Origin of the sequence: Pseudaeromonas sharmana (assembly GCF_042649925.1) — a bacterium.
In the GTDB taxonomy this organism is placed as follows: Bacteria; Pseudomonadota; Gammaproteobacteria; order Enterobacterales; family Aeromonadaceae; genus Pseudaeromonas; species Pseudaeromonas sharmana.
Map to the genome: position 1 here is coordinate 61,438 of NZ_JBHSAF010000007.1, position 22,708 is coordinate 84,145.

Annotated in this window: 18 protein-coding genes; 11 read left to right on the forward strand and 7 right to left on the reverse strand. The window is 62.4% G+C overall.

Features of this window, described 5'->3' with window-relative positions:
- From menC to ACFOSS_RS08005, 4 genes are all read left to right on the forward strand, one after another.
- Positions 1–930, forward strand: coding sequence for an o-succinylbenzoate synthase (menC, locus tag ACFOSS_RS07990; protein WP_377151999.1), 930 nt, complete (start codon positions 1–3; stop codon positions 928–930).
- Position 931: 1 nt separating this feature from the next.
- Entirely contained in the window at positions 932–2,392 is a 1,461-nt protein-coding gene (gene menE, locus ACFOSS_RS07995) for an o-succinylbenzoate--CoA ligase (RefSeq protein WP_377151718.1), read from the forward strand.
- A gap of 74 nt (positions 2,393–2,466) precedes the next feature.
- Complete coding sequence (locus tag ACFOSS_RS08000; protein WP_377151720.1) at positions 2,467–4,521, forward strand: exoribonuclease II; 2,055 nt, start codon at positions 2,467–2,469, stop codon at positions 4,519–4,521.
- A gap of 385 nt (positions 4,522–4,906) precedes the next feature.
- Complete coding sequence (locus tag ACFOSS_RS08005) at positions 4,907–5,485, forward strand: sugar O-acetyltransferase (RefSeq protein WP_377151722.1); 579 nt, start codon at positions 4,907–4,909, stop codon at positions 5,483–5,485.
- A gap of 33 nt (positions 5,486–5,518) precedes the next feature.
- Here the strand turns inward: ACFOSS_RS08005 and ACFOSS_RS08010 are convergent, their stop codons facing one another.
- The 3 genes from ACFOSS_RS08010 to ACFOSS_RS08020 form a co-directional block, all read right to left on the reverse strand.
- Complete coding sequence (locus tag ACFOSS_RS08010) at positions 5,519–6,037, reverse strand: methylated-DNA--[protein]-cysteine S-methyltransferase (protein WP_377151724.1); 519 nt, start codon at positions 6,035–6,037, stop codon at positions 5,519–5,521.
- Positions 6,034–7,476, reverse strand: a complete 1,443-nt coding sequence (locus ACFOSS_RS08015) for a DNA-3-methyladenine glycosylase 2 family protein (protein WP_377151725.1) — start codon at positions 7,474–7,476, stop codon at positions 6,034–6,036. The genes ACFOSS_RS08010 and ACFOSS_RS08015 overlap by 4 nt, the downstream gene beginning before the upstream one ends.
- Before the next feature lie 123 nt (positions 7,477–7,599).
- Positions 7,600–8,814, reverse strand: a complete 1,215-nt coding sequence (locus tag ACFOSS_RS08020) for an MFS transporter (protein WP_377151726.1) — start codon at positions 8,812–8,814, stop codon at positions 7,600–7,602.
- A 125-nt stretch (positions 8,815–8,939) separates the two neighbouring features.
- Between ACFOSS_RS08020 and ACFOSS_RS08025 the strand changes: the two genes are divergently transcribed.
- Positions 8,940–9,917, forward strand: coding sequence for a LysR family transcriptional regulator (locus tag ACFOSS_RS08025; RefSeq protein ID WP_377151728.1), 978 nt, complete (start codon positions 8,940–8,942; stop codon positions 9,915–9,917).
- A 12-nt stretch (positions 9,918–9,929) separates the two neighbouring features.
- Here the strand turns inward: ACFOSS_RS08025 and ACFOSS_RS08030 are convergent, their stop codons facing one another.
- Positions 9,930–10,853 (reverse strand): LysR family transcriptional regulator, encoded by a 924-nt coding sequence (locus ACFOSS_RS08030; RefSeq protein ID WP_377151729.1) that lies wholly within the window; start codon positions 10,851–10,853, stop codon positions 9,930–9,932.
- 96 nt (positions 10,854–10,949) lie between these two features.
- On the opposite strand from ACFOSS_RS08030, the gene ACFOSS_RS08035 reads away from it, so the two are divergent.
- Positions 10,950–11,873: a carbon-nitrogen hydrolase family protein gene (locus tag ACFOSS_RS08035; RefSeq protein ID WP_377151731.1), complete on the forward strand. Its 924-nt coding sequence runs from the start codon at positions 10,950–10,952 to the stop codon at positions 11,871–11,873.
- Positions 11,874–11,941: 68 nt separating this feature from the next.
- Positions 11,942–12,412, forward strand: coding sequence for a cupin domain-containing protein (locus ACFOSS_RS08040; protein ID WP_377151733.1), 471 nt, complete (start codon positions 11,942–11,944; stop codon positions 12,410–12,412).
- A gap of 13 nt (positions 12,413–12,425) precedes the next feature.
- Here ACFOSS_RS08040 and ACFOSS_RS08045 read toward each other — a convergent pair whose 3' ends face one another.
- From ACFOSS_RS08045 to prlC, 3 genes are all read right to left on the reverse strand, one after another.
- Positions 12,426–13,658 (reverse strand): threonine ammonia-lyase, encoded by a 1,233-nt coding sequence (locus ACFOSS_RS08045; RefSeq protein WP_377151734.1) that lies wholly within the window; start codon positions 13,656–13,658, stop codon positions 12,426–12,428.
- Between the two features lie 173 nt (positions 13,659–13,831).
- Positions 13,832–14,479, reverse strand: a complete 648-nt coding sequence (gene nfsB, locus ACFOSS_RS08050) for an oxygen-insensitive NAD(P)H nitroreductase (protein WP_377151736.1) — start codon at positions 14,477–14,479, stop codon at positions 13,832–13,834.
- A gap of 182 nt (positions 14,480–14,661) precedes the next feature.
- Positions 14,662–16,704, reverse strand: a complete 2,043-nt coding sequence (gene prlC, locus ACFOSS_RS08055; protein ID WP_377151737.1) for an oligopeptidase A — start codon at positions 16,702–16,704, stop codon at positions 14,662–14,664.
- A 169-nt stretch (positions 16,705–16,873) separates the two neighbouring features.
- Between prlC and ACFOSS_RS08060 the strand changes: the two genes are divergently transcribed.
- From ACFOSS_RS08060 to ACFOSS_RS08075, 4 genes are all read left to right on the forward strand, one after another.
- Positions 16,874–18,856, forward strand: a complete 1,983-nt coding sequence (locus ACFOSS_RS08060; RefSeq protein WP_377151739.1) for an ATP-binding protein — start codon at positions 16,874–16,876, stop codon at positions 18,854–18,856.
- A gap of 69 nt (positions 18,857–18,925) precedes the next feature.
- Entirely contained in the window at positions 18,926–19,567 is a 642-nt protein-coding gene (locus tag ACFOSS_RS08065) for a hypothetical protein (RefSeq protein ID WP_377151741.1), read from the forward strand.
- Entirely contained in the window at positions 19,564–20,460 is an 897-nt protein-coding gene (locus ACFOSS_RS08070) for a DMT family transporter (protein WP_377151743.1), read from the forward strand. The genes ACFOSS_RS08065 and ACFOSS_RS08070 overlap by 4 nt, the downstream gene beginning before the upstream one ends.
- A gap of 398 nt (positions 20,461–20,858) precedes the next feature.
- Positions 20,859–22,655, forward strand: coding sequence for an aminopeptidase P family protein (locus ACFOSS_RS08075; RefSeq protein WP_377151744.1), 1,797 nt, complete (start codon positions 20,859–20,861; stop codon positions 22,653–22,655).
- Positions 22,656–22,708: the final 53 nt, after the last annotated feature.

Genomic DNA, 22,708 nt, shown 5'->3' on the forward strand with positions numbered 1-22,708 from the left:
ATGAACGTCAAGCTGTACCGTTACGCGCTGCCGCTGAGCCAACCGATCCGCTTTCACGATCAGCAGTTGACCAGCCGCGATGGCCTGTTGCTGAACTGGGAGGGGCACTGGGGCGAGATAGCGCCACTGCCCGGCTTCTCGCAGGAGACGCTGGACGAAGCCCAGGCCGAGGCGCTGTTGTGCCTGAAAAGCATGCAACAGGGGCGACACCTCGAACCGCAGTTGCCCTCGGTGCAGTTTGGCTTCGACTGTGCCCGCCGGCAGTGGCCGGAGAAGCTCAAGTCCGCCCACTCCCCATACATACTGCTGCTCGGAACCCCGGATGAGGTGATCTGGTGCTGGCGTGACTGGCTGTATGACTATCCGGCGAAGGCCAAGCTCAAGGTCGCGCGTTACCCGATGCGTGACGAGGTGGCAATGATCCGCGAGCTGTGCCGGCTTGCTCCCAAGGTAAAGCTGGTGCTGGATGCCAACTGCGGCTGGACACGGGAGGAAGCCTGGACCTTCATGCGCCACCTGACCCCGGGGAATATCGAATACATCGAGGATCCCTGCGCCCGCCTGGAGGATATCCGCGCCGTCGCCAGCCACACCGGCGTGCCGGTGGCACTGGACGAGCTGCTGAGCCGGCAGCCGGAGTGGGAGCCGTTCCCGCAGCTGAAGGCGCTGGTGATCAAGCCGACGCTGATCGGCTCGCTGGCGCGCTGCAAGGCGCTGGTCGACAAGGCCCATGGTCTGGGGCTCAAGGTGATCATCTCCTCCTGCTACGAATCCCAGCTCGGCAATCGGCAACTGGCACAGCTGGCCAGCGAGTGGGCCCCGGAGCAGGCCCCCGGTCTGGATACGCTGCGCTATTTCACCACCAACCTGCTGCAGGGTGACGATCTGCATGTCGACGCAAGCCAGCTCGAGCTGATCTGGCAAAGCTGAAATGACCGAGTCGATCCCCTGCCCCTTGCGTGAACAGGCCCGCCGTCGCCCCGATGCGACGGCGTACTGCTGTGGTGAAGACTCACTCACCTTTGCCGCGCTCGATGCCGCCGTCGAAAGCACCCGCCAGCAACTGCAGGCCCAGGGGCTGCATGCCGGCGATCTGCTGCTGGCTCGAGCCGGCAACGGCCTGCCCCTGCTGCGGCTGATCTGGGCCTGTCTGCGCGCAGGCGTGCTGATCTGCCCGCTGAATCCGCGGTTGCCGCCAGCGCAGTGTGACGCCCTCGCGCGCCGCCTCGGCGCCCGCGCCCTGTGGGATGACAGCGGCACCCTGACACTGACCGAGGTCGCACATCTGACATTCAGCGCTGGCCGGGCGCCACACCCAGCGGCAGCAACCACCTTACCGCCGCTGTGGCTCGACGCCGCGCGGCTGGCGAACCTGACACTGACCTCCGGCAGCCTGGGCGAGCCCAAGGCGGTCGCCCACCGCCTCGGCGCCCACATCGCCAGCGCCCGGGGCAGTGCCCTGCGGCTGCCGCTCGGCGAAGAGGATGGCTGGTTGCTGTCGCTGCCCCTGTTTCATGTCGGCGGCTTTGCAATTGTCGTTCGTTGCCTGCTGGCCGGTGCCCGCCTGGTGCTGCCGGCGGCCGGCGAATCGCTGAGTGAGTGCTTACGGGGGCACGCCGTCAGCCACCTCTCGCTGGTGCCCACCCAGCTGTGGCGGCTGCTGCAGCAACCGGAGTTTGCGCTGGCCGAGACCCGGCTACGCCACCTGCTGCTCGGCGGTGCGCCGATCCCGGCTGCGCTGGTCAGCGCCTGCCGGGCCCAAGGATTGACACCCTGGGTCAGCTACGGCCTCAGCGAGATGGCCTCCCAGGTGTGCACCGCCCCCGCATCGGCCGATGATGCCGGTGTCGGCACTCCGCTGCCGGAGCGTGCGCTGCGCCTGGAACATGGCGAGATCCAGGTGCGCGGCGCGACGCTGTTCGCCGGCTATTACACCGCCGGCGGCACCCTGACGCGGCCCCTCACCGCCGATGGCTGGTTTGCCACCGGCGATCTGGGGCGCTACTTGCCGGATGGCCGTCTTGAGGTATTGGGGCGACGCGATAACCGCTTCATCTGCGGCGGCGAGAATATCCAGCCCGAGCAGATCGAACAGCAGCTGGCTCAACATCCGGCGGTACACCAGGTGATCGTCGTGCCGCGTGACGACGCCGAGTGGGGCCAACAGCCGGTCGCCATCGTCGACAGCCCGCTGACGGAGGCCGAGTTGCCGCAACTGGCCACCTGGCTGCGGCCACGGTTGCCGGGCTACCTGATCCCCCGCCACTGGCTCGTCTGGCCGCCCCAGGAGCCGACCGGGCTGAAACCGGGCCGACACCCTCTGGCAGCCTATGCCGCCAGCCGCCTCGACGCGGCGCAGGCTGAATCGAAGCCGACTCAGCCCACAGATTAACCGGAAATACCCTTGGTTTTAGTGGCCCGAATCCGTATAGTCGGGCCGATTCAACGACAGGACACCTAATCAGTATGTTTCATGACAATCCGCTGCTGGCGCAGCTCAAACAGCAGCTGAGGGAGAACCTCCCGAAGAAAGAGGGGGTCGTCCGCGGCTCCGATCGCGGCTTTGGTTTCCTCGAAACCGACAACCGCGAAAGTTATTTCATTCCGCCACAGCAGATGAAGAAGGTGATGCACGGTGATCGCATCACGGCGATTATCCGCACCGAGAACGAAAAAGAGCAGGCCGAACCGGAGACGCTGATCACGCCGTTCCTCAGTCGTTTCGTCGGTCGCATCAAGCTGATCAAGGATCGCCTGAACGTGGTACCGGATCACCCTGTCCTCAAGGAAGTGATCAAGGCACGCCCGATCAAGGGGCTGGACGAGAAACAGTTTGCCGAAGGTGACTGGGTCATCGCTCATCTCAAGCGCCACGGCCTGACCGATAACGGCCACTTTGCCGAAATCAGCGAACGCATCACCGCCGGTGACGATCCGGAAGCCCCGTGGTGGGTGGTCTTGCGCCGCCACGATCTGCCGCGCAGCGCACCTGCCGATGCCGAGAGCTGGCAGCAGCTCGACGAACCGTTGCCGCGCGAAGATCTGACCGCGTTGCCGTTCGTGACCATTGACGGCGCCTCGACCAAAGACATGGACGATGCGCTGTATGCGGTGACCGAGGCCGATGGCTGGCGCCTGACGGTCGCCATCGCCGACCCCACCGCCTATGTGGCACCGGGCAGTCCGATCGACGCCGAAGCCGCCAAACGCGCCTTCACCGTCTACCTGCCGGGCCGCAACATCCCGATGATTCCACGCACCCTCAGCGACGAGCTCTGTTCACTGAAGGAAGGCGAACCGCGCCAGGCACTGTGCTGCGAGATGAAGATCGGCCACGATGGCGCCATTGCCGACGATTTCCGCTTCTTCGCCGCCACCATCTGTTCCCAGGGCCGCTTGATCTACGATCAGGTCTCGGATCTGCTGGAACACGGCAGCGCCGACGGCTTTGCGCCGAGCGACGCGATCCGCCAGCAGCTGCAAGGCCTGCAGGCGTTGACCGCCGCCCGTCAGCAATGGCGTGGCGAGCATGCATTGCTGTTTAGCGACCGTCCGGACTACGCCTTCGAACTGAACGAGGCCGGCGCCGTCGTCGCCATTCACGTCGAACCGCGCCGCATCGCCAACCGCATGGTGGAAGAGGCGATGATCGCCGCCAACATCTGTGCCGGCCTGTTCCTCGCCCGCACGCCTGGCTATGGCATCTTCAACGTCCACCCGGGCTTCGATGCAGAGAAAATTGCCGGCGCGGCCGAATTGCTGGCGGCCCACCAGGCACCGGTAGCGGCCGAACGCCTCGGCACGCTGGAAGGCTTCTGCGAGCTGCGCCGCTGGCTGGAAACCCTGCCGTCGCCGTTCCTCGATTGCCGCCTGCGCCGCTACCAGACCTACTCGGTGATGGCCAGCCAGCCAGGCCCCCACTTCGGGCTCGGCCTGCCGGCGTATGCCACCTGGACGTCACCGATCCGCAAATACGGCGACATGGTCAACCACCGCATCATCAAGGCACTGCTGCAAGGCGCCGCCTGCCCGGCGGAGCCGGATGCCGCGCTGACCCAGCTGCTGAGCGAAGCACGCCGCCTGAACCGCTTTGCCGAACGCGATATCGCGGACTGGTTGTATGTGCGCTTCCTGTTGCCGGCCGTCGGCAGCGAGCAGACCTTCAGCGCCGAGATCATCGACGTGGTCCGCGGTGGCATCAAGGTGCGTCTGCAGGAGAATGGCGCCGTGGCGTTCGTCCCGGCCGGCCAGATCTTCAGCGACAAGAAGCGCCTCGAGTGCAGCTGGGACGATGGCAAGGTCTACCTCGACAAGGAGGTGCGCTTCGAACTGGGACAACGGATCGATGTCCGGCTCAAGGATGCCATCGAGGCGACCCGTTCTCTGGTTGCCACGCTGGCCACTCCGCTGGATGCCGCCACCCAGAGCGAAAGCGCCGAGGAGCTGGAGCATGAAGTACGCGAAGCGGTGGCCGAAGCGCTGGATCACGGCGACACGCCGGACAGTGGCAGCGACGCCTGATCACCGCCCCTGATGCAACGGGCCTGCCACTGCAGGCCCGTTTTTTTTGCCGCCCGCACCAATATGCCATGCAGGCATAATCACAGAGGCAAACGCCGAACAGATAGGCGCTACACGCTCGCAAGCACTGGCTACCGCCAGGCCATACTGCCATTCACCTGCCAGGCGCTATCCCCGCAGGCCGTACAACGATAAACCGTACGGGCAGCGTCCCTAGCTTCGCCCCCAGCCACCACCGGGCAGGCCATGCCGCTGCGCCGGGTGCCGCATGCCCGCGGAGGGAGTCATATGCAATCGAGATCCGCTTCGCAAAGCCTCGGTGTGCCACTTGGCGAGCTGCGGCACCAGCGGCATGCTGACAAGCTGATTCTGCGGAGGTAACGCTATGAGTGAACGGGAAAAGATGCGCCGCGGCGAGGCGTTTGATGGCCGCGATGCCGAGATCATCGCGTTGCGCGATCGTGGCCAGACATTATTGCGCGCCCTGAACCAGCACCAGGCCGGTGACGCCCGCCACGCCGAACTGGCTGGCCAGCTGTTCGGGCGCTTGGGCGAACAGAGCCTGGTCTCGACGCCCTTTTGCTGCGAGTTTGGTGCCAACATCGAGATTGGTCGCCACAGCTACATCAATTTCAACGTCACCATGCTGGATGTCGGACCGATCCTGATCGGGGACAATGTCATGATAGCGCCGAATGTGCAGATCTATACCGCGACCCACGACGAGGATCCGCTGCTGCGGCGCGACTGGTCGGTGTATGGCAAACCGGTGGTGATCGGCGACGATGTCTGGATCGGTGGCGGCGCCATCATCTGTCCGGGCGTCAGCATCGGCGCCCGCAGCATCATCGGGGCCGGCGCCGTGGTCACCCGCGATATCCCCGCCGACTCGGTGGCGGTCGGCAATCCGGCGCGGGTGGTGCGTTCCGTGCAGCGCACAGCGCCTGCCGCAGCCGACGACTGAGCCCGAGCGCCGCCGCGCCAAGGCAGGGCGCGGCTAGCATCCGCCGTTGGCAGCCGCCCGCACCCGGCCACCGGCGGCGACCTGGCAGCCTTCGAGCGTCAACAATGCCACCTTGAGATCCAGGCCGCCGGCATACCCGGTCAACCGGCCATCATGACCGACCACGCGATGGCATGGGATGATCACCGACAGCGGGTTGCGCCCGACGGCGCCGCCGATGGCACGGCTGGCCCCGGGCTGGCCCAGCTCGCAGGCCAGCTCGCCATAGCTGATCACCTCGCCATAGCCTATCTGCTGCAGCCGCTGCCAGATCCGTTGCTGGAACGGGGTGCCCTGCGGCGCACAAGGCAGGGAGAACTGGCGTAATTGGCCGGCAAAGTAGGCGGCGAACTCCGCCAGATAGGGCGCCAGCGCCTGCGGATCCCAGTGCCACTGCGCGGCGGCCACCAGCGGTCGCTGCCCACTCTGGAAATCGACCTGCACCAGAGCATCGTTCGCCACCACCAACCGCAGCGGGCCCCACGCCGTGGGTAAATCGGCATACCGAATCATGATGTCACCTCGTGATTGAAATCGAACAGACGCCCGCTAGCGGCCGCCTGCCATAGCCAGCTGGCGGCGTAGGCGCGCCACGGGCGCCAGGCTTCGGCGTAGGCGGTCAGTGCCGCCGCACTGAGCCGGGTCTGCGGCAACAGTGCTTTTTGCAGCACCAGATCGCCGGCCGGAAACGCATCCGGATCGTCACCACAGCGCAACCGCCAATAGGCCAACGTCCAGGGCCCGATGCCGGGTAACGCCAGCAGCTGTGCGTCACTGGCCTCAGCCAGCACCAGCCCCTGCTGCAAGGCCGTGGCCAACGCCTGCAAGGTGCGGATGCGCGCACCGGTCAGCCCCAGCCCATCCAGCGGCATGCTCAGCAATTCGGCAGCATCGGGCAGCGCCAGCGAGCCAAAACAGTCGCGACGGCGGGCGACCAGCCGCCCCAGCAGGGTTACCGCGCCCTTGACCGAAATCTGCTGGCCAATGATGGCACGTAACAGCACTTCGTAGTGATCCCAGCCACTGGGGAGCCGCAACCCCGGCGCCGCCAGAATATAAGGTGCCAGCGCGGGCGACGCCGTGAGCTGCGCCTGGATCGGTTGCGGATCGGCATCCAGATCCCACATGCGCCGCACCCGGTAGAGCAGCGCCGGCAACTGGCGCAACGCCACACCGTGCAGCGTCAACTGCAGGCTGGCACCGGTCCCGGCGCGAACCTCCAGCCAGGCGCCCTCACGGCCACTGTTACCATCAAGGTAACGACGATAGGAATCGGTGGTCACCTCCTCCAGTCCGGCGATCGCCCGCAGCCGGAAAAATGCCAGCATTTCGGCAAAGTCATACGGCGGCCGATAGCTCAACGCCAGGCACAGCGAACCGGCCGGGGCGCGCAAAGCCTGCCGGCGCAACCGTGAGGGCGGCGTGCCGTAGGCGGTCAACCAGACATCATTAAAGCGGCGCAGGCTGCCATAACCGGCGGCATAGGCAATCTCGGTGACACTCAGTGCGCTGTCGATCAGCAGCTGCCTGGCCAGCAGCAGGCGCCGGGTCTGCTCCAGCTGCAGGGGCGCCAGCCCGAGGTAGTGCTCGCTCTGCCGGCGCAGGGTGCGCGCCGTGCCACCACAGCGCTGTGCCAGCGCCTCCAGCGAGCTGTCCACCAGTTCACCGCGTTCAATCCCCTGCAGCGCACGCCGCAGCAGCGGTGGCAGAACCTGGCGTTCAGCCGGCGCCAGCTCGGGACGACAGCGCAGGCAGGGGCGCAACCCGGCCTGTTCGGCGGCCGCAGCGGAGAAGAAATAGCGCACATTGTGCTCCAGCGGCGCACGTGCCGGGCAAACCGGGCGGCAGTAGATACCCGTAGTCAGTACGCCGGTAAAGAAGCGGCCATCAAACCGCGCATCCCGCGCCAGACGGGCAACCCGACACTGCTCGGGCGTCATGACCAGGCTCATGTTCCACCTCTGTGCTTCGACTCTATGGCGCCAGCCTAAAGGGGCGTGGCTCGGCTGACTAGCCAAAAACGGACAACAATGGCAAAAAGCGCAGACCAGGGTGGCCACCACCTGACCTTATCGTCAGCGGACACTGCGCACCAGCAGTGCCGCCAATGCGCTCAGCACACACAACAGCATGACGCCGAGCCAGCCGGCGACGTCGAGCAACAAACTGCCGGCCACCGAGCCGCACGCCATGCCGATGAACATGCAGACCATCAGCAGCGCATTGAGACGGCTGCGGGCCGCCGCGTCGAGACGGTAGACCAGGCTCTGATGCGCGATCAGGCTGGCCTGCACCCCGAGGTCGAACAGCAGGGCGCCGAGCGCCAGCACCGGCAGCAAGGTCGCCATGGCGGCACCGCTGCTCAGAGCCAGCAACGTAAACGCCAGTAGCGCCAACCCCGCGCCAAGACGGGCCACCCATTCTGCGCCGTGCCGATCGGCCAGATGCCCGGCCAGGGGGGCAACCAAGGCTCCGGCAGCCCCGGCCAGACCGAAGGCGCCGGCCACCGCGCTGCCCAGACCCAAGCCGTGCAGCATCAACGCCAGCGTCGACCAGAACGCACTGAAGCCGACCGCCAGCAGCCCTTGGGCCATGGCCGCCCGCCGCAACGCGCCGTGTTGCCGCCACAGTGTCAGCAGGGAAGCCAGCAGCGCCGGATAGGCCAAATCGGTCGTCGGGTGGAAGCGCGGCAGGTGGCGCCACATCGCCCAGACCAACCCCAGTAACGACGCGGCCGCGATGAAAAACATGGCCCGCCAGCCCAGGAGGTCAGCCACCAGGCCACTGAGCACCCGCGACAGCAGTATGCCCGCAAGCAGTCCTGTCATCACGGACCCGATCACCTTGCCGCGCTTGGCCGCCGGTGCCAGCGTCGCCGCCGCCGGTACCAGGTCCTGGGCTAACGTCGCCGCCAATCCGGTCAGTAACGCGGCCGGCAGCAGCAGTGTCAGCGAAGGCGCCATGCCGGACAGCAAGAGTGCAGCAACCAGCAACAGTGCCTTGCACAACATGATGCGACGGCGTTCATAGCGATCACCGAGCGGAGACAGCAGCAGGATGCCGAGTGCATAACCGAGCTGGGTCAGGGTGGGGATCAGACCGCTGGTACGCGCCGAGATCCCCATCTCTGCGCCCATCACCCCCAGCATCGGCTGGGAGTAATAGAGGCAGGCGACGGACACGCCGGCACCAGTGGCCAGCAACAGGATCCGCGCCGGGCCGAGCGGAACCGGAATATCGGGCTCGGCGAGCACGGAATGCGTGCCGGGTAACGGGGAAAGGGATGTCATGATGTCACCTCGCGTCAGGATGATAAAGGAGATGCACATCATCGATCCGGAGATAACGTATTTGTAGACGCACGGAATGCACATCTGTTATACGTTTTGCGTATACACAGCCCTGAGCCAAGCGGATGCCAACCCCCTCGGATCCAAAAATCGCCTCGTCGCTACAACCCGGTACCGGAGAACGTATCGAGCTGATGCAGACGCTGGTCCGCATCGTCGAGGCGGGCAGCCTGTCGGCTGCCGCGGCCCAGCTCGGCACCAGCCAGCCGACCATTAGCCGCCGCCTGCAACAGCTGGAACGGGCGCTCGGCCTGCGCCTGCTGCAACGCACCACCCACACCATGCGCCTGACGCAAGATGGCGAACGTTGCTACGAGCGGGCACGGGAGCTGCTAGCTGCATGGGCTCGGTTTGAATCTGAACTCAAGGGCGCACGTGAAGAGCCGGAAGGGGTGCTCAGAGTGATAGTACCGCACGCCTTCGGCCAGGATCGGCTGATCGCGCCGCTGGCGCGCTACCTGCAACAACACGCCGGCATGGCGGTGGAGTGGCTGCTGCACGATGACAGGGCGATCCACGACTACATCGCCGCCGGCGTCGACTGCGCGATCCAGGTCGGTGTCGTCACGGACCCGGGATTGGTGGCGTTGCCGCTGGCCGAGGTCCCCCGTATCGTCGTCGCCGCCCCTTCCCTGCTTGGCGACGGCATGCCTCCCCAGGAGCCGGCCGAGCTGGCTGCATTGCCATGGCTGGCGCTGCGTACCTACTACCGCACCGAGGTCGAGTTGACGCACGGCGTCAGCGGCAAGCAAAAACGTTTCGCCATCCAGCCACGGTTCAGCACCGACAGCCTGTATGCGCTACGCAGCGCGGCCATCCAGGGCGTCGGCGTCGCCATTGGTTCGCGCTGGATGATGGCGCCGGCACTGGCGCGCGGTGAACTGGTGCAGTTGGCGCCGGCGTGGCAGGCCGCGCCGTTACCGGTCAGTCTGGTCTACCCCTACGCCCGCTTCTATCCGGCCCGACTGCGCCGCTTCATCGAGTTGATCCGCAGCGAGGCCAGCACCCTGTTCGGCGAGATGCCTGGCGCGGACGACGTCTAGATCGCCTCGCTCTCAGGGGGTCAAGCCGAGCCTGACTCGGGCTGCATCGACGATCAGCCCCTTGAGCAACTGCAGCGCCGGATCGCGCAGACTATCCTGGCGCCAACCCAGCTCCACCGGATAACTCGGCATCGCCAGCGGACAGGGCAGGCAGACCAGGGCCCCGCTGCGCGCCAGCGACCGGGCGGCATGGCTCGGCAGCGTGGCGATACAGTCGCTGCCCGGCAGCAGGAACGCCAGCGCAGAGAAGTGGGTCGTTGAGGCACGGATGTGCCGGCTAAGCCCCAGCTCGGCCAGTGAGGCATCCACCTGGCCGACATGGCCACCGGAGGAGATCAGCAGATGGTCTCGCCGCAGGAACTCGGCCAGATCCAGCCCCCCGGTCGGCGCCTGCTCGCGGTCGAACAGGCAGGCATAGCCGCCGGTCCCCAGTGCCTGGCGCCCAAATGTGGCCGCCACCACACCGCCGGCGGTCAGGCTGAGATCGATCTGCCGGCTGCCGAGCATGTCACCGGCCAGGTGAGCATTGGTCTGCCGCAGGATCAGCCGCAGCCCTGGCGCTCGCTCGTGCACCCAGCGGATGAGCAGATCGCCGAGCGCCATCTCGTGATCATCGGAGAGGCCGAGCGTCACGGTGCGGCCAGCCAATTCTGCCGTGGTCGGCAGACTCAGCATCAGACTCTGCCGACATTTGTCGAGGGCGGCGGTGATGATCGGGCGCAGCGCCTCGGCGGTGGCCGTCGGCCGCAGACCGCGCCCGGTACGCACGAACAGATGATCGCCATACAGGCTACGCAGCCGGGCCAGGGCGGCACTGACCGCAGACTGGGTCAGCCCCAGTCGCAGCGCGGCACGGCCGGCCCCGCCCTCCTCATACAACGCCTCAAAGACCTTCAACAGGTTTAAATCCAGACGACTGAAATCAATTACATTCATATCTGATAGCCCTGAACCCGTGTTGTTGCATGATCGCGGAGCCGCTATCGTCCTGTAAACCGCTTTTCTCATCCGACAGGCACTCAGGAGCACAACATGACCCAGACCACTCTGGCCGCGCTGCAGATCGGCAGCGATCCGGCAGGCAAAGCGGCCACGCTGGCCAGGATCCTCAGCTATGAACCCCAGATCCGCGATGCCGGCATCGAGCTGCTGGTGTTACCCGAAGCGTTGCTCGGCGGCTATCCGAAGGGCGAGATCTTCGGTACCCGCCTCGGTTACCGCCTCGCCGAAGGACGTGAGGTGTTCGAGCGCTATGTTGCCAACGCGCTGACGGTGCCAGGCGCCGAGACCGACGAGCTGGCCGCGCTGGCACAACGCACCGGCAGCCACCTGGTGGTCGGTGTCATCGAGCGTGACGGCAATACGCTGTATTGCACAGCTCTCTACTTCTCGCCGGAGAGCGGCTTGTGCGGCAAACACCGCAAACTGATGCCGACCGGCACTGAACGCCTGATCTGGGGTCAAGGCGACGGCTCGACGCTAGAGGTGCAGGAGAGTCCGATTGGCCGTTTCGCGGCTGCCATCTGCTGGGAAAACCAAATGCCGCTGCTGCGTATGGCGATGTATGCCAAGGGCATCGACTTCTGGTGCGCCCCCACCGTCGATGAACGCGAGATCTGGCAGGCCACCATACGTCATATCGCCCACGAGGGGCGCCTGTTCGCCATCACCGCCTGTCAGGTGCAGCCATCCCCGGCCGCACTCGGCATCGAGGTGCCGGGCTGGGAAGCAGAACGGCCGCTGATCCGAGGCAACAGCATGATCGTCGGTCCCTACGGAGATGTGCTGGCCGGTCCGCTGCGTGACGCCGAGGGACTGGTGATCGCACGCGTCGATCGGCAGGAGCTGATCCGAGCCCGTTATGATCTGGATGTCTGTGGTCATTATGCCCGTCCAGATGTGTTCTCACTCACCGTCGACGAGCGCCCCAAGGTGACGGTGCGTACGCTGCGCTGAGCGAATTGACGGCGACAGTCACCCCGGTATAGTGGTCGTTCACCCTGGCCTGTTACCGGGAGTTCCCCATGACCACCCCCCCTATCGCGGCACGGCAAATTCCGCCGCACACGGCCCCTAGCCTCTATCCTGCGCCGTTTGCCGAGCGGGTAGCCGGCCGCAGCAAGCACAAGTTGGGGGACTACTTCGGCCTGACCCGTTTCGGGGTCAACCTGACGACGCTGGCGCCGGGTGCCGAATCGGCGCTGCTGCACCATCACAGCCAGCAGGACGAATTCATCTACATCCTCGCCGGGATACCAACACTGCGTTATGGCGCGGCGGAATACCTGCTGCAACCCGGTGACTGCATCGGATTTCGAGCCGGCTGCGGGCTCGGCCATCAACTGCTCAACCGCACAGGGCTAGATGCGACCTATCTCGAAGTCGGCGATCGCAGCCCGGACGATGCGGTCACCTATCCGGAAGACGATCTGGCGTTCATCGCTGCGGCCGATGGCCGCTGGCAGGTGTTGCACAAGGATGGCCGCCCCTACTGAGGCGGCACCATGCCTAGAACTGATCGCGCCGCGCCTTGAAACCGCAAGCTTGCAGACGCTGCATCATCGGTTCCAGATCGGCGGCATCCCGCAGCTCGACGTCAATGGTGACTGCGCTCTCCTTGGCCAGGCTGGCCGCCGCAAAGCGCTCATGACGCAACTCGTAAATGTTGCCGCCGTTGTCGGCAATGATGGCCGTAAGCTGGGCCAGGGAACCGGGGCGATCCGGCAGCTCGGCGCGGATCCGCACCATGCGGCCGGTGCGGGTAAGATGGCGTTGCAGCACGGCCACCAGCACCCGGGTATCGATGTTGCCGCCGGAGAGCACCACCCCCACCCGCCGGCCGGCGAACAGCTCCGGGCGCGCCAGCATGGCGGCAATCCCGGCGGCGCCGGCCCCCTCGCACAAGGTCTTCTCGACCGCGAGCAGCAGGGCGATCGCCTGTTCGATCGCCGCCTCGTCGACGACGACGATCTCGTCAACCAGGTCGCTGACCAGGCGTCGCGTCAGCTGACCAGGTTCCAGCACAGCGATCCCTTCAGCCACCGTCGAGCCAGGTTGTACCGGATAGTGGTAATGGCCCGTTGCCCGCGCCATGCCGGGGTAGAGCGCCGATTGCACACCGATCAGGCGCAAATCGGGACGCTGCGCCCTGGCCGCCAACGCACAGCCGGCGATCAAGCCGCCACCGCCAATCGGCACAACGAGCGTGTCGAGTGCCGGCTCGGCCTCCAGCATTTCCAGCGCCAGCGTTCCCTGCCCGGCAATCACGGCTGCATCATCGAACGGGTGGACTATGGTCAGCCCCTCTTCGGCAGCCAGACGCCGCATCTCGGCCGCCGCCTCGGCGAAGTCGGCTCCGAACAGCACGACGCGTGCGCCGTGTTCCCGTACCCGCTCCACCTTGGTATTCGGCGTCGAGCGTGGCATGACGATCGTCGCCGTGATGCCATTTTGTGTCGCATGGTATGCCACACCCTGGGCATGGTTACCCGCCGACGCGGCAATGACACCGCGCGCCCGCTCCTCCGGCGTCAGCAGCAGCAACTTGTTCAACGCGCCGCGCTCCTTGAATGACGCGGTAAATTGCAGGTTCTCGAACTTCAACCAGACAGGGGCCCCAAGCTTCTGCGATAGCGTCTGCGAAAAGACAAACGGGGTTTTAACAATCCAGGGCGCAATGCGTTGCGCTGCCTGATGGACATCGTCGACGGTGGGCAGAGGCGGGATCGCAGTGTCGGACATGCTACTTCCTTATAAAATTCCGATTCGGACACCAGGTGTGGCGCAATACGCCAGATAGTACGCCAAGCTAGCGCTTAATTGCAGGCAATGAGCGGAATTTCCAGCAGAAGAGAAGAGCACGCAAGGCAGGCGTCAAATGAGATGGAGACCGGCACCAGCCGGCCTCCACAAGATTACAGCTGGGTCAGTACCTGTTGCAGTGGCAGGCGGGACTTTGGCAAGGCGGCATTAAAATCTTCGACGCTGTGATGGCCAACGCTCGCCACCACAACGCTCTTCAGCCCCAGCGCCTCGAGGCCGAGCGCGGCATCCATCTTCTCCGGGAAAAAACCTTCGATCGGCGTGGCATCCAGATCCATAGCCGCCGCCCCCATCAATAAAAAGCCGAGCGCGATATAGGCCTGGCGTGCCATCCACTCCTGCTGCTTCTGCGCCGAGGTGCTGTTCAGGCCGACATAGTAGCGACGCGCCGTATCGGCCCCTTTCTGGGCCTCGGCATTGCCACCGAAGCGCCCATCCAGCGCCTCCTGTGTCAGCAGTGCCTGCAGGTGGCCATCATCCAGTTCGGTACGGGTGGCGATCACCACCGTCAGCGGGGCGCTGCGTACCTTGGCCACATTGTGTTCGGTCAAGGCCGGCAGCAGTCGGGCCTTACCCTCTTCCGAGGTCACAAAAAAGAAGTGCCAAGGTTGTGAATTTACAGATGAGGGACTGCAGCGCAGTATCGCCTGCAGTTGTAGCAGCTCATCCGCAGTGAGTGGGCGTTGTGGATCATAGGCCTTGCAGGTGTAACGACGGGTCACAAGTTCAGCAATGTTCATGGATAACATCCTTGGCAGGTCAACAAAGTCAGTGGGCAAACCGGTCATGGCAGCATATTACCCCCGGCCCAGCGCTGTGATAACGCCTGTTTTGTGCCATGGAGTGCTGCATCTGCGGCAATAATCCCGGCAAACACAGGTAAAAAACCCGGCTTGCGCCGGGTTAGGTGAGATTCGCCGCTTTATCCGGTTATGCCGCTGTGCCGCAGCAACGCATCAATGCTCGGTTCACGGCCCCGGAACGCCCGGAACAGCTCCATCGGGGAGCGGGAGCCGCCCTTTTCCAGGACATGATGCAGGAAGTCGGCCCCGGTCTGGGCATTGAAAATGCCTTCTTCCTCAAACCGCGAGAATGCATCGGCAGACAGAACTTCGGCCCACTTATAGCTGTAGTAACCGGCGGCATAGCCGCCGGCAAAGATGTGGGAGAAGCTGTGCTGGAAGCGGTTAAAAGCGGGCGGCGGGAACACCGAGATCTCGGCACGCACCGCATCCAGCACCTGCTGCACCTGAGCCCCCTGCTTCGGGTCATAACCATGATGCAGGCGGAAGTCGAACAGCGAGAACTCCAGCTGACGCAACATCTGCATCGCCGACTGGAAGTTCTTTGCCGCCAGCAGGCGTTCCAGCTCGGCTTGTGGCAGCGGCTCGCCGGTTTCGACATGCCCCGACAGGAATGCCAGTGCCTCCGGCTCCCAGCACCAGTTCTCCATGAACTGGCTCGGCAGCTCGACGGCATCCCAAGGCACACCGTGGATCCCGGCCACGCCGGCGACGTCGATCTGGGTCAGCATGTGGTGCAGACCGTGACCGAATTCGTGGAACAGCGTGACCACCTCGTCATGGGTAAACAGCGCCGGCTTGTCACCGACCGGGCCGTTGAAGTTGCAGGTCAGATAGGCAACCGGCCGTTGCAGTTCGCCATCCTGCCGGAAGCGACGTCCCAGACAATCATCCATCCAGGCCCCGCCGCGCTTGTGTGGGCGGGCATACAGGTCGAGATAGAAGCTGCCTCGCAACTCACCATCCGCATCATAGATATCGTAGAAACGCACATCCGGATGCCAGATTTCCACGGCCAGCCGTTGCTGGATCCGCAGGCCAAACAGCCGACGCACCGTCTCGAACAGGCCTTGCAGCACGCGCGGCGCCGGGAAGTAGGGGCGCAACGCCTCATCGGAGATCGCATAGCGATGCTGCTTCAACTTTTCGGCATAGTAAGTCAGATCCCAGGCTTGCAGATCCTCGGCAGCAAATTCGCTGCGCGCGAACTCGCGCACTTCGGCCAGATCGCGTTCGGCCTGTGGTCGTGACCGCTTGGCCAGATCCTCGAGGAAGCCGAGCACCTGCTGCGGCGTTTCCGCCATCTTGGTCGCCAGTGAATAGTCGGCATAGCTGGCAAAGCCCAGCAGTTGCGCCAACTCGTGACGCAGCGCCAGCGTCTCTGCCATCAGCGGACCATTGTCCCATTGCCCGGCATTGGGCCCGACTTCCGAGGCGCGTGTCACATAGGCGGTATAGAGCTCTTCGCGCAGCGCCCGGCTGTCGGCATACATCAGGACCGGCAAGTAAGAGGGAATATCCAGCGTAAACAGCCACCCCTCCAGCTCACGGCTCTGTGCCAGCTGACGCGCCGCCGCCTTCGCCGATTCCGGCAATCCGGCCAGCTCGCTTTCGTCGGTGACGAGCTTGTGCCAGGCAAGGGTGGCATCCATCACCTGATTGCTGAAATTGGACGCCAGCTCGGAGAGGCGGGAGACGATCTCGCCGTAACGCTGTTGCTGCTCGGCCGGCAACGCGATCCCGGACAGGCGGAAATCGCGCAAGGTGTTCTCGATCTGCTTGCGCTGGGCGCCACTCAAGCGCGAGAACTCGTCGCTTTCTGCCAGCGAACGGAATGCCTGATAGAGTTCGGCATGCTGACCAACAAACGTCTGGTATTCGGAGAGCAGCGGCAGGCAGCCATCATGGGCCTCGCGCAGTTCGGCCGAATTGAGCACCGAATTCAGGTGCGACACCGGCGACCAGATGCGTGACAGGCGATCGTCCACCTCTTCCAGTGGCGCCACCAGATTATCCCAGGTGTAAGGCTCCTGCAGTTTCAAGACATCGACGATGCGTTGTTTGCAATCGGCGATCGCCTGTTCGATGGCAGGACGGACATGCTCGGGTTGGATCTGACTGAACGGCGGCAGCCCTTCCATCGACAACAGCGGATTTGGCATTGGCAACAACTCCTCGACCTTCGTGGGGTAACTCACGGACAAAAGTGCATAATGCCCTAAGATGTAGGTAGGAAGAGTAATTATCAAGCCCGAAACGCTTGTCGCTCCGAGTCGGGAAGATAAACTCATCACAAGGAACCGTCGATTTCGTCAACCAGACAGGAAGGCCATGTCCCCGATTGCATTGCATAAAGTCTTCAAGGCGAACGTCCGCCACAGCCTGTCGTTCCGGCTGCTCTCCTATATTCTTGCCTGCAGTACCCTGCTGGCGCTACTGATCACGGCAGTGCAACTGTTCTGGGACTACCGACAGGACCGCGGCATGGTGGAAAGCAGTCTGAACCAGATCGAAGCCTCGTTTTTGCAGCCGATCGCCTCCAGCCTGTGGAATCTGGACGAAGAACAGATTCAGGTGCAACTGGAAGGCATCATGAATCTGCCCTCGATGCAGTTCGTCGAAGTCAAGGAGGCGATGGGCGACAGTGAGGTGCGTTTGCAGTCGCTGGGTAAAGAACTGCCTAGCTACGATATCTCGCGTGAGTTTGATCTGACCTATCAGGGAGAGAAAGTCGGCAAGCTGTTCGTCGCGTCCTCGCTGGAGATGATCTATCACCGGCTGATGGAGAAATCGATCATCATACTGGTGTCGCAAACCATCAAGACGCTGGTCGTATCGTTTTGCATCCTGTTGATCATCTACTACAAGGTGATCCGTCATCTGAACCGTATCGCTACCTACACCGAGAATTTCTCGCTCGGGCACCTGGATGATGAACTGCAACTGGAAAACCGCCAGGTCGATGCTGCGGATGAGCTGGATTTGCTCGCCGCCAGCATCAACCGCATGCGCGTCACGCTGGCCGACGAGTTTACCACCCGCCAGCAAATGACCGAGAAATTACAGCAAGAACGCGACTTCTCCACCACATTGATCAATTCGTCGAATCTGGTGATCTGCTGTCTCGATACCGAGCTGAAAATCGTGACGGTCAACCCGGCCGCGGTGCTGCTGACCGGTTACGTGCAGCAGGAGATGATTGGCCACCCTTGGCTGGAACGCTTCGTCTCCCGAGACGAGCGACGCCAGATCGCGAATGAACTTGAGCAGGGCAGTCTACTGGAACAGCGCGAGGTCACCACCCAGGACCAGCAGGGCGAAGAGCTGATCCTGCAGTGGAGCTTTGTGCCGTTCTACGAAGGGCCGGATCTGAAATACCGCATCGCATTCGGGTATGACATTACCCCCCTCAAGCGGGTCGAACGTGAAATTATCCGTCTCAACGAGGAGCTGGAAGCCAAGGTGGATCGACGGACCCGCAGCCTGAAAGAGAGTAACGAGCAGTTGGCCAAGGCCTACGATAATTTGAAGATGGCACAGCAAAACCTGGTTGAATCCGAGAAGATGGCCTCCCTCGGTTCACTCGTCGCCGGTGTCGCACACGAAATCAACACACCGGTCGGCATCAGTGTCACGGCGGCCTCGTTCCTGCAAGAGCGCATCCGCGAGTTCAAAACCAAGATTGACGAAAAACAGCTCTCCCGCAGCTATCTGACCGACTTGATTCACACGCTGGATGAATCGGCGCTGTTGTTGCAAAACAATCTGCGCCGGGCATCTGACCTGATCTCCAGTTTCAAGCAGGTCGCGGTTGATCAATCCTCACAGGCGCATTACAAGTTCAATGTTGCCGAAAACCTGCACCAGGTGGTCGTCTCACTCGGCCATAAACTGAAAAAGAGTCAGACCGAGGTTGAAATTCAGTGTGACCCGCAACTGGCGATCTATTCCTACCCCGGCTCATTCGCCCAGATTTATTCCAACCTGATTCTCAACTCGATTCGTCACGGTTTCGAAGGCTGGGACCAGGAGAAAAAGATCAGCATCCACATCGGCATCGCTGAAGACGAGCTGGTCATCGACTATGCCGATAATGGACGCGGCATTGATCCGGCCATCTTGCCGCGCATCTTCGACCCCTTTGTGACCTCCAAGCGCGGTCAGGGGGGCAGCGGCCTGGGTACCCATATTGTCTACAATCTGGTGGTCCAATTGATGAAAGGACGCATCAGCTGTGATAGCGAGCCAGGCCAGGGCGCACATTTCCAAATCCGCTTGCCTCTGGAAAATGAGCCGGTCGCTCAGCAGGCATGATCCATCACGCCTTCTGGCGTATCATAAGGCCCGCCCGCGGGCCTTTTTTATTGTCACATCGAGGTTGTCATGCTGCAGATCCGCCGTTACTTCACCACTGGCCTCATTGCGCTGCTGACACTGGTCGCGGCACTGGCCATTTATGTACTGGTCACAGGCGAGCTGGGGTGGGCAGAAGTCAAGGCGTTGCTGACCGCCTTAATCGGATTTGCGGTTGGACTCAATGCGGTGACCTGTCTGACCTGCCGTCATGAGCTGCCCCGCCCCTGGATGGCCTGGGCTGGGGTCGCATTTGGTATGGTCAGTGGAGTCATGTTGTTGACGCTGCTGTGGTGGAATATCCAGAGCAGCTACTACTGGCAGATCACCAGTGTAACGATCATCTGGACGCTGGTTTACACCCATTGTCTGCTACCGTCGCTGATTCGGCTGGAGGGCTGGAAGCAGCGTTATCTGGTCCCGCTGACCCGGGCAAGCAGCCTGCTGCTCGGTGCCCTGCTCAGCTATGGCGTAGTCGGTAGTTTTTACAGCGGCTGGCTGCTGCGCACCATCTCGGTGATGACGATACTGGTTGGCTTCTTCACGCTGCTGCTGGTGATCCTGCATCGTCGGAATCAGCAAGTGACCCCCCGGCTGATCCTGACCGAAAGCAGTGACGGCCTCTATATGGATGCCAGCGGACGTTACTATCGCGTCACGCCTGTCGAATGAGCGGGCATGACGAACGCAAGGCGTGGGGATACGCCCTGCTGACAGTGTTGTTCTGGTCTACCGTGGCGACCGCGTTCAAACTGTCGCTGCGTTTCTTTGCTCCCGCCCAGTTGTTGCTGGTTGCCGTCATCACCTCGGTGTTGTTGCTCGGAGGGATATTGGCCTCGCAGCGACGACTTGCTGTCGCCTGGCGCACACTGAGTGCCAGGCCCGGCCACTTTCTGCTGCTTGGCACCTTGAATCCGGCGCTGTACTACTTGCTGCTGTTCGAGGCCTATGCCCGTTTGCCGGCGCAGCAGGCGCAAGCCATCAACTACACCTGGGCCATCGCATTATCGCTGCTGGCGGTGCCATTCCTAGGCCAGGCCTTGCGCCGCCGCGACCTGGTCGCCATAGTACTGGCTTATCTTGGCGCCCTGATCATCGCCACGCGGGGAGACGTACTGGCGCTACATTTTGACTCGGTGACCGGCGTGGTTTTGGCACTGATGTCGACGCTGATCTGGGCCGGCTACTGGTTACTGAATGCTCGCCAGCAAGAGGAGCCGGTGCTTAGCTTGTTCCTGACGTTTTGCTGCAGCCTGCCGCTAATTCTTTTGGCGTGCGGCATCCTGGCCGATTTCCGCCTGATCGCCTGGCAAGGTTGGGTGGGGGCGCTGTACATCGGTCTGTTCGAGATGGGTATCGCCTTTGTCTGCTGGTTGCAGGCACTGCGTTTGACTCGGCATGCGGCCCGCATCAGCAACCTGATTTTTTTATCGCCCTTTCTTTCTTTGTTGCTGCTGCGCTGGTTCGCCAACGAACCGATTGCCAGTGCGACACCGCTGGGATTGGCCTTTATTGTGTTGGCCTTGCTGATCCAGCAATGGCGGCGCAAAACAGCAGCCGACTAAATCCGGATCACGATGAAATAGGCCAATCCTGTCACCTTGGCTTTATTTTCACCGTCTTAACCTTGCGAAATAATTCAAATTAAATCATTAAGTTAAATTGAATTACGTGTGCAAGCCCAGCCCTTATCACGCACCAGAGCCGAGCCAATAAAATATCAAGTCTATTACTGTTAACGATATTAATAGCCAGGGCTGCTCGGCAGGGCGGGATAATCAGACGGCCATGTCAGTAAATAGGCAAACAACAAAGCCTCCGCTGAGTCCTTATTAACGAGGAGGCGACGTTTTTTCCGCAAAAGCCGCTGCGTCGGTGACGACTATGTTATTCGCTTTATGTTATTCTCGCCCACCTGCCGCTCTGTGCAGAGCATTTATCAAGCAAAAACCGGGTTTTCTTTATGACGAACCACGAACTCATTGCGAACCGAATCCAGGCCCTGCGTGGCTGGATGGCCGAGCAAAATCTGGATGCCCTGATCATTCCCCACGACGACGATCACCTCGGCGAGTATTTGCCTGCCGAAGCAGAGCGTCTGGCCTGGGCGACCGGGTTTACCGGCTCGGCCGGTGTCGCCGTCCTGTTGGCGGACACCGCCGCCCTGTTCGTTGACGGCCGCTATACATTGCAAGCCCGTCAGCAGGCGCCGGAGGCTTTATTCCAGCATCTTCACCTGATCGAGCAACCGCATGTCGAATGGTTGGCCGAGCAACTGGACCGCCATCAACGTGTCGCCATTGATCCGCGTCTGCATAGTTACAGTGGCTATCAGAAGATGAAAGCCTTGCTGGCGCAAAAAGAGATTGAACTTGCCTGCCTCGAAGAAAACCCTATCGATGCCATGTGGCAGGACAGACCTGCGCCGAGCAAAGCAGACGTCATGATGTATGACATCGCCTACACCGGACAAAGCAGCGAGGCCAAGCGCGAAGCGATTGCCGGCCGTCTGCGCCAACAAGGTCTGGATGCGGCACTGTTGACGCAATCTGAATCGATCAACTGGTTGTTGAACGTGCGTGGTCGGGACATTCCCTGCTTCCCGGTGGTGTTATGTTATGCCGTCATCTACAGCAACGTCAGTGTCGATTTCTTCGTTGATACCGACAAACTCGACTGCAATGCGTTCAGCCAGCACGTCGGCAACGACGTCTCTGTCTATCCGCTGGAGAAACTCGGCGATGTGTTGCATCGCATCGGCGAAGACAAACTGAAGATTCTGGTCGATGGCGACACCAGCAACGCCTGGTCGCTGCGACTGCTGAAATCCAGTGGCGCCACCCTGGTTCAGGGTCAGGATCCATGCACGCTGCCTAAAGCCTGCAAAAACGCCGTCGAACTCGAAGGCATGCGCCTCGCGCATCAAAAAGATGCCGTCGCCATGTGCCGTTTCCTCGCTTGGCTGGATCGCCAGGTCGAGAAACACACTGAAGGCGATGAGGGCACCCTCGCCGACCAGTTACAACGCTTCCGTGAAGAACAAGAGCATTTTGTTGAACCGAGTTTTGACTCCATTTCTGCTCTCGGTCCGAACGCTGCCATGTGTCACTACCACCATACCAATGGCACTCCGCGTGCACTGGGACAGGATGGCATCTATCTGATTGACTCGGGTGGCCAGTATCTCGAAGGCACCACGGACATCACCCGCACCGTCAAGGTTGGCGAGGTCGATGACGACGTGAAACGCCAGTTTACCCGCGTGCTGAAGGGGCACATCGCCATCGATCGTGTGCGTTTTCCGAAGGGCACCTCCGGCATTCAGCTGGATGTACTGGCGCGTCTGCCGTTGTGGCAAGCCGGTTACAACTATGACCACGGGACCGGACACGGTGTCGGCCACTTCCTCAGTGTGCATGAAGGGCCACAACGGATCGCCAGCAAGGGATCCCTTGTCCCGTTAGAACCTGGTATGGTCTTGTCAAACGAACCTGGGTATTACCGGGAAGGCGCCTTTGGTATTCGCTGCGAAAACCTGGTGGTCGTAGAGCCCAGCGAAGAGCCGAGCGAAATCACGATGTACCGTTTCCGCCGTTTGACGCTGGTCCCCTTTGATGTCCGACTGATTGATAAATCGCTGTTGTCGGAAGATGAAATCGTCTGGATTAACAGCTACCACGCCGAAGTCCGCGAAGCGGTCAAAGCTCACCTCAGCGATCATGAGATTGGCTGGCTGCTGCAAGCTACAGCGCCAATCTAACCCCGGAGCGATAAAGGATGAGTGAAGCGGGCCGCAGTATAGCGGCCCGTTTT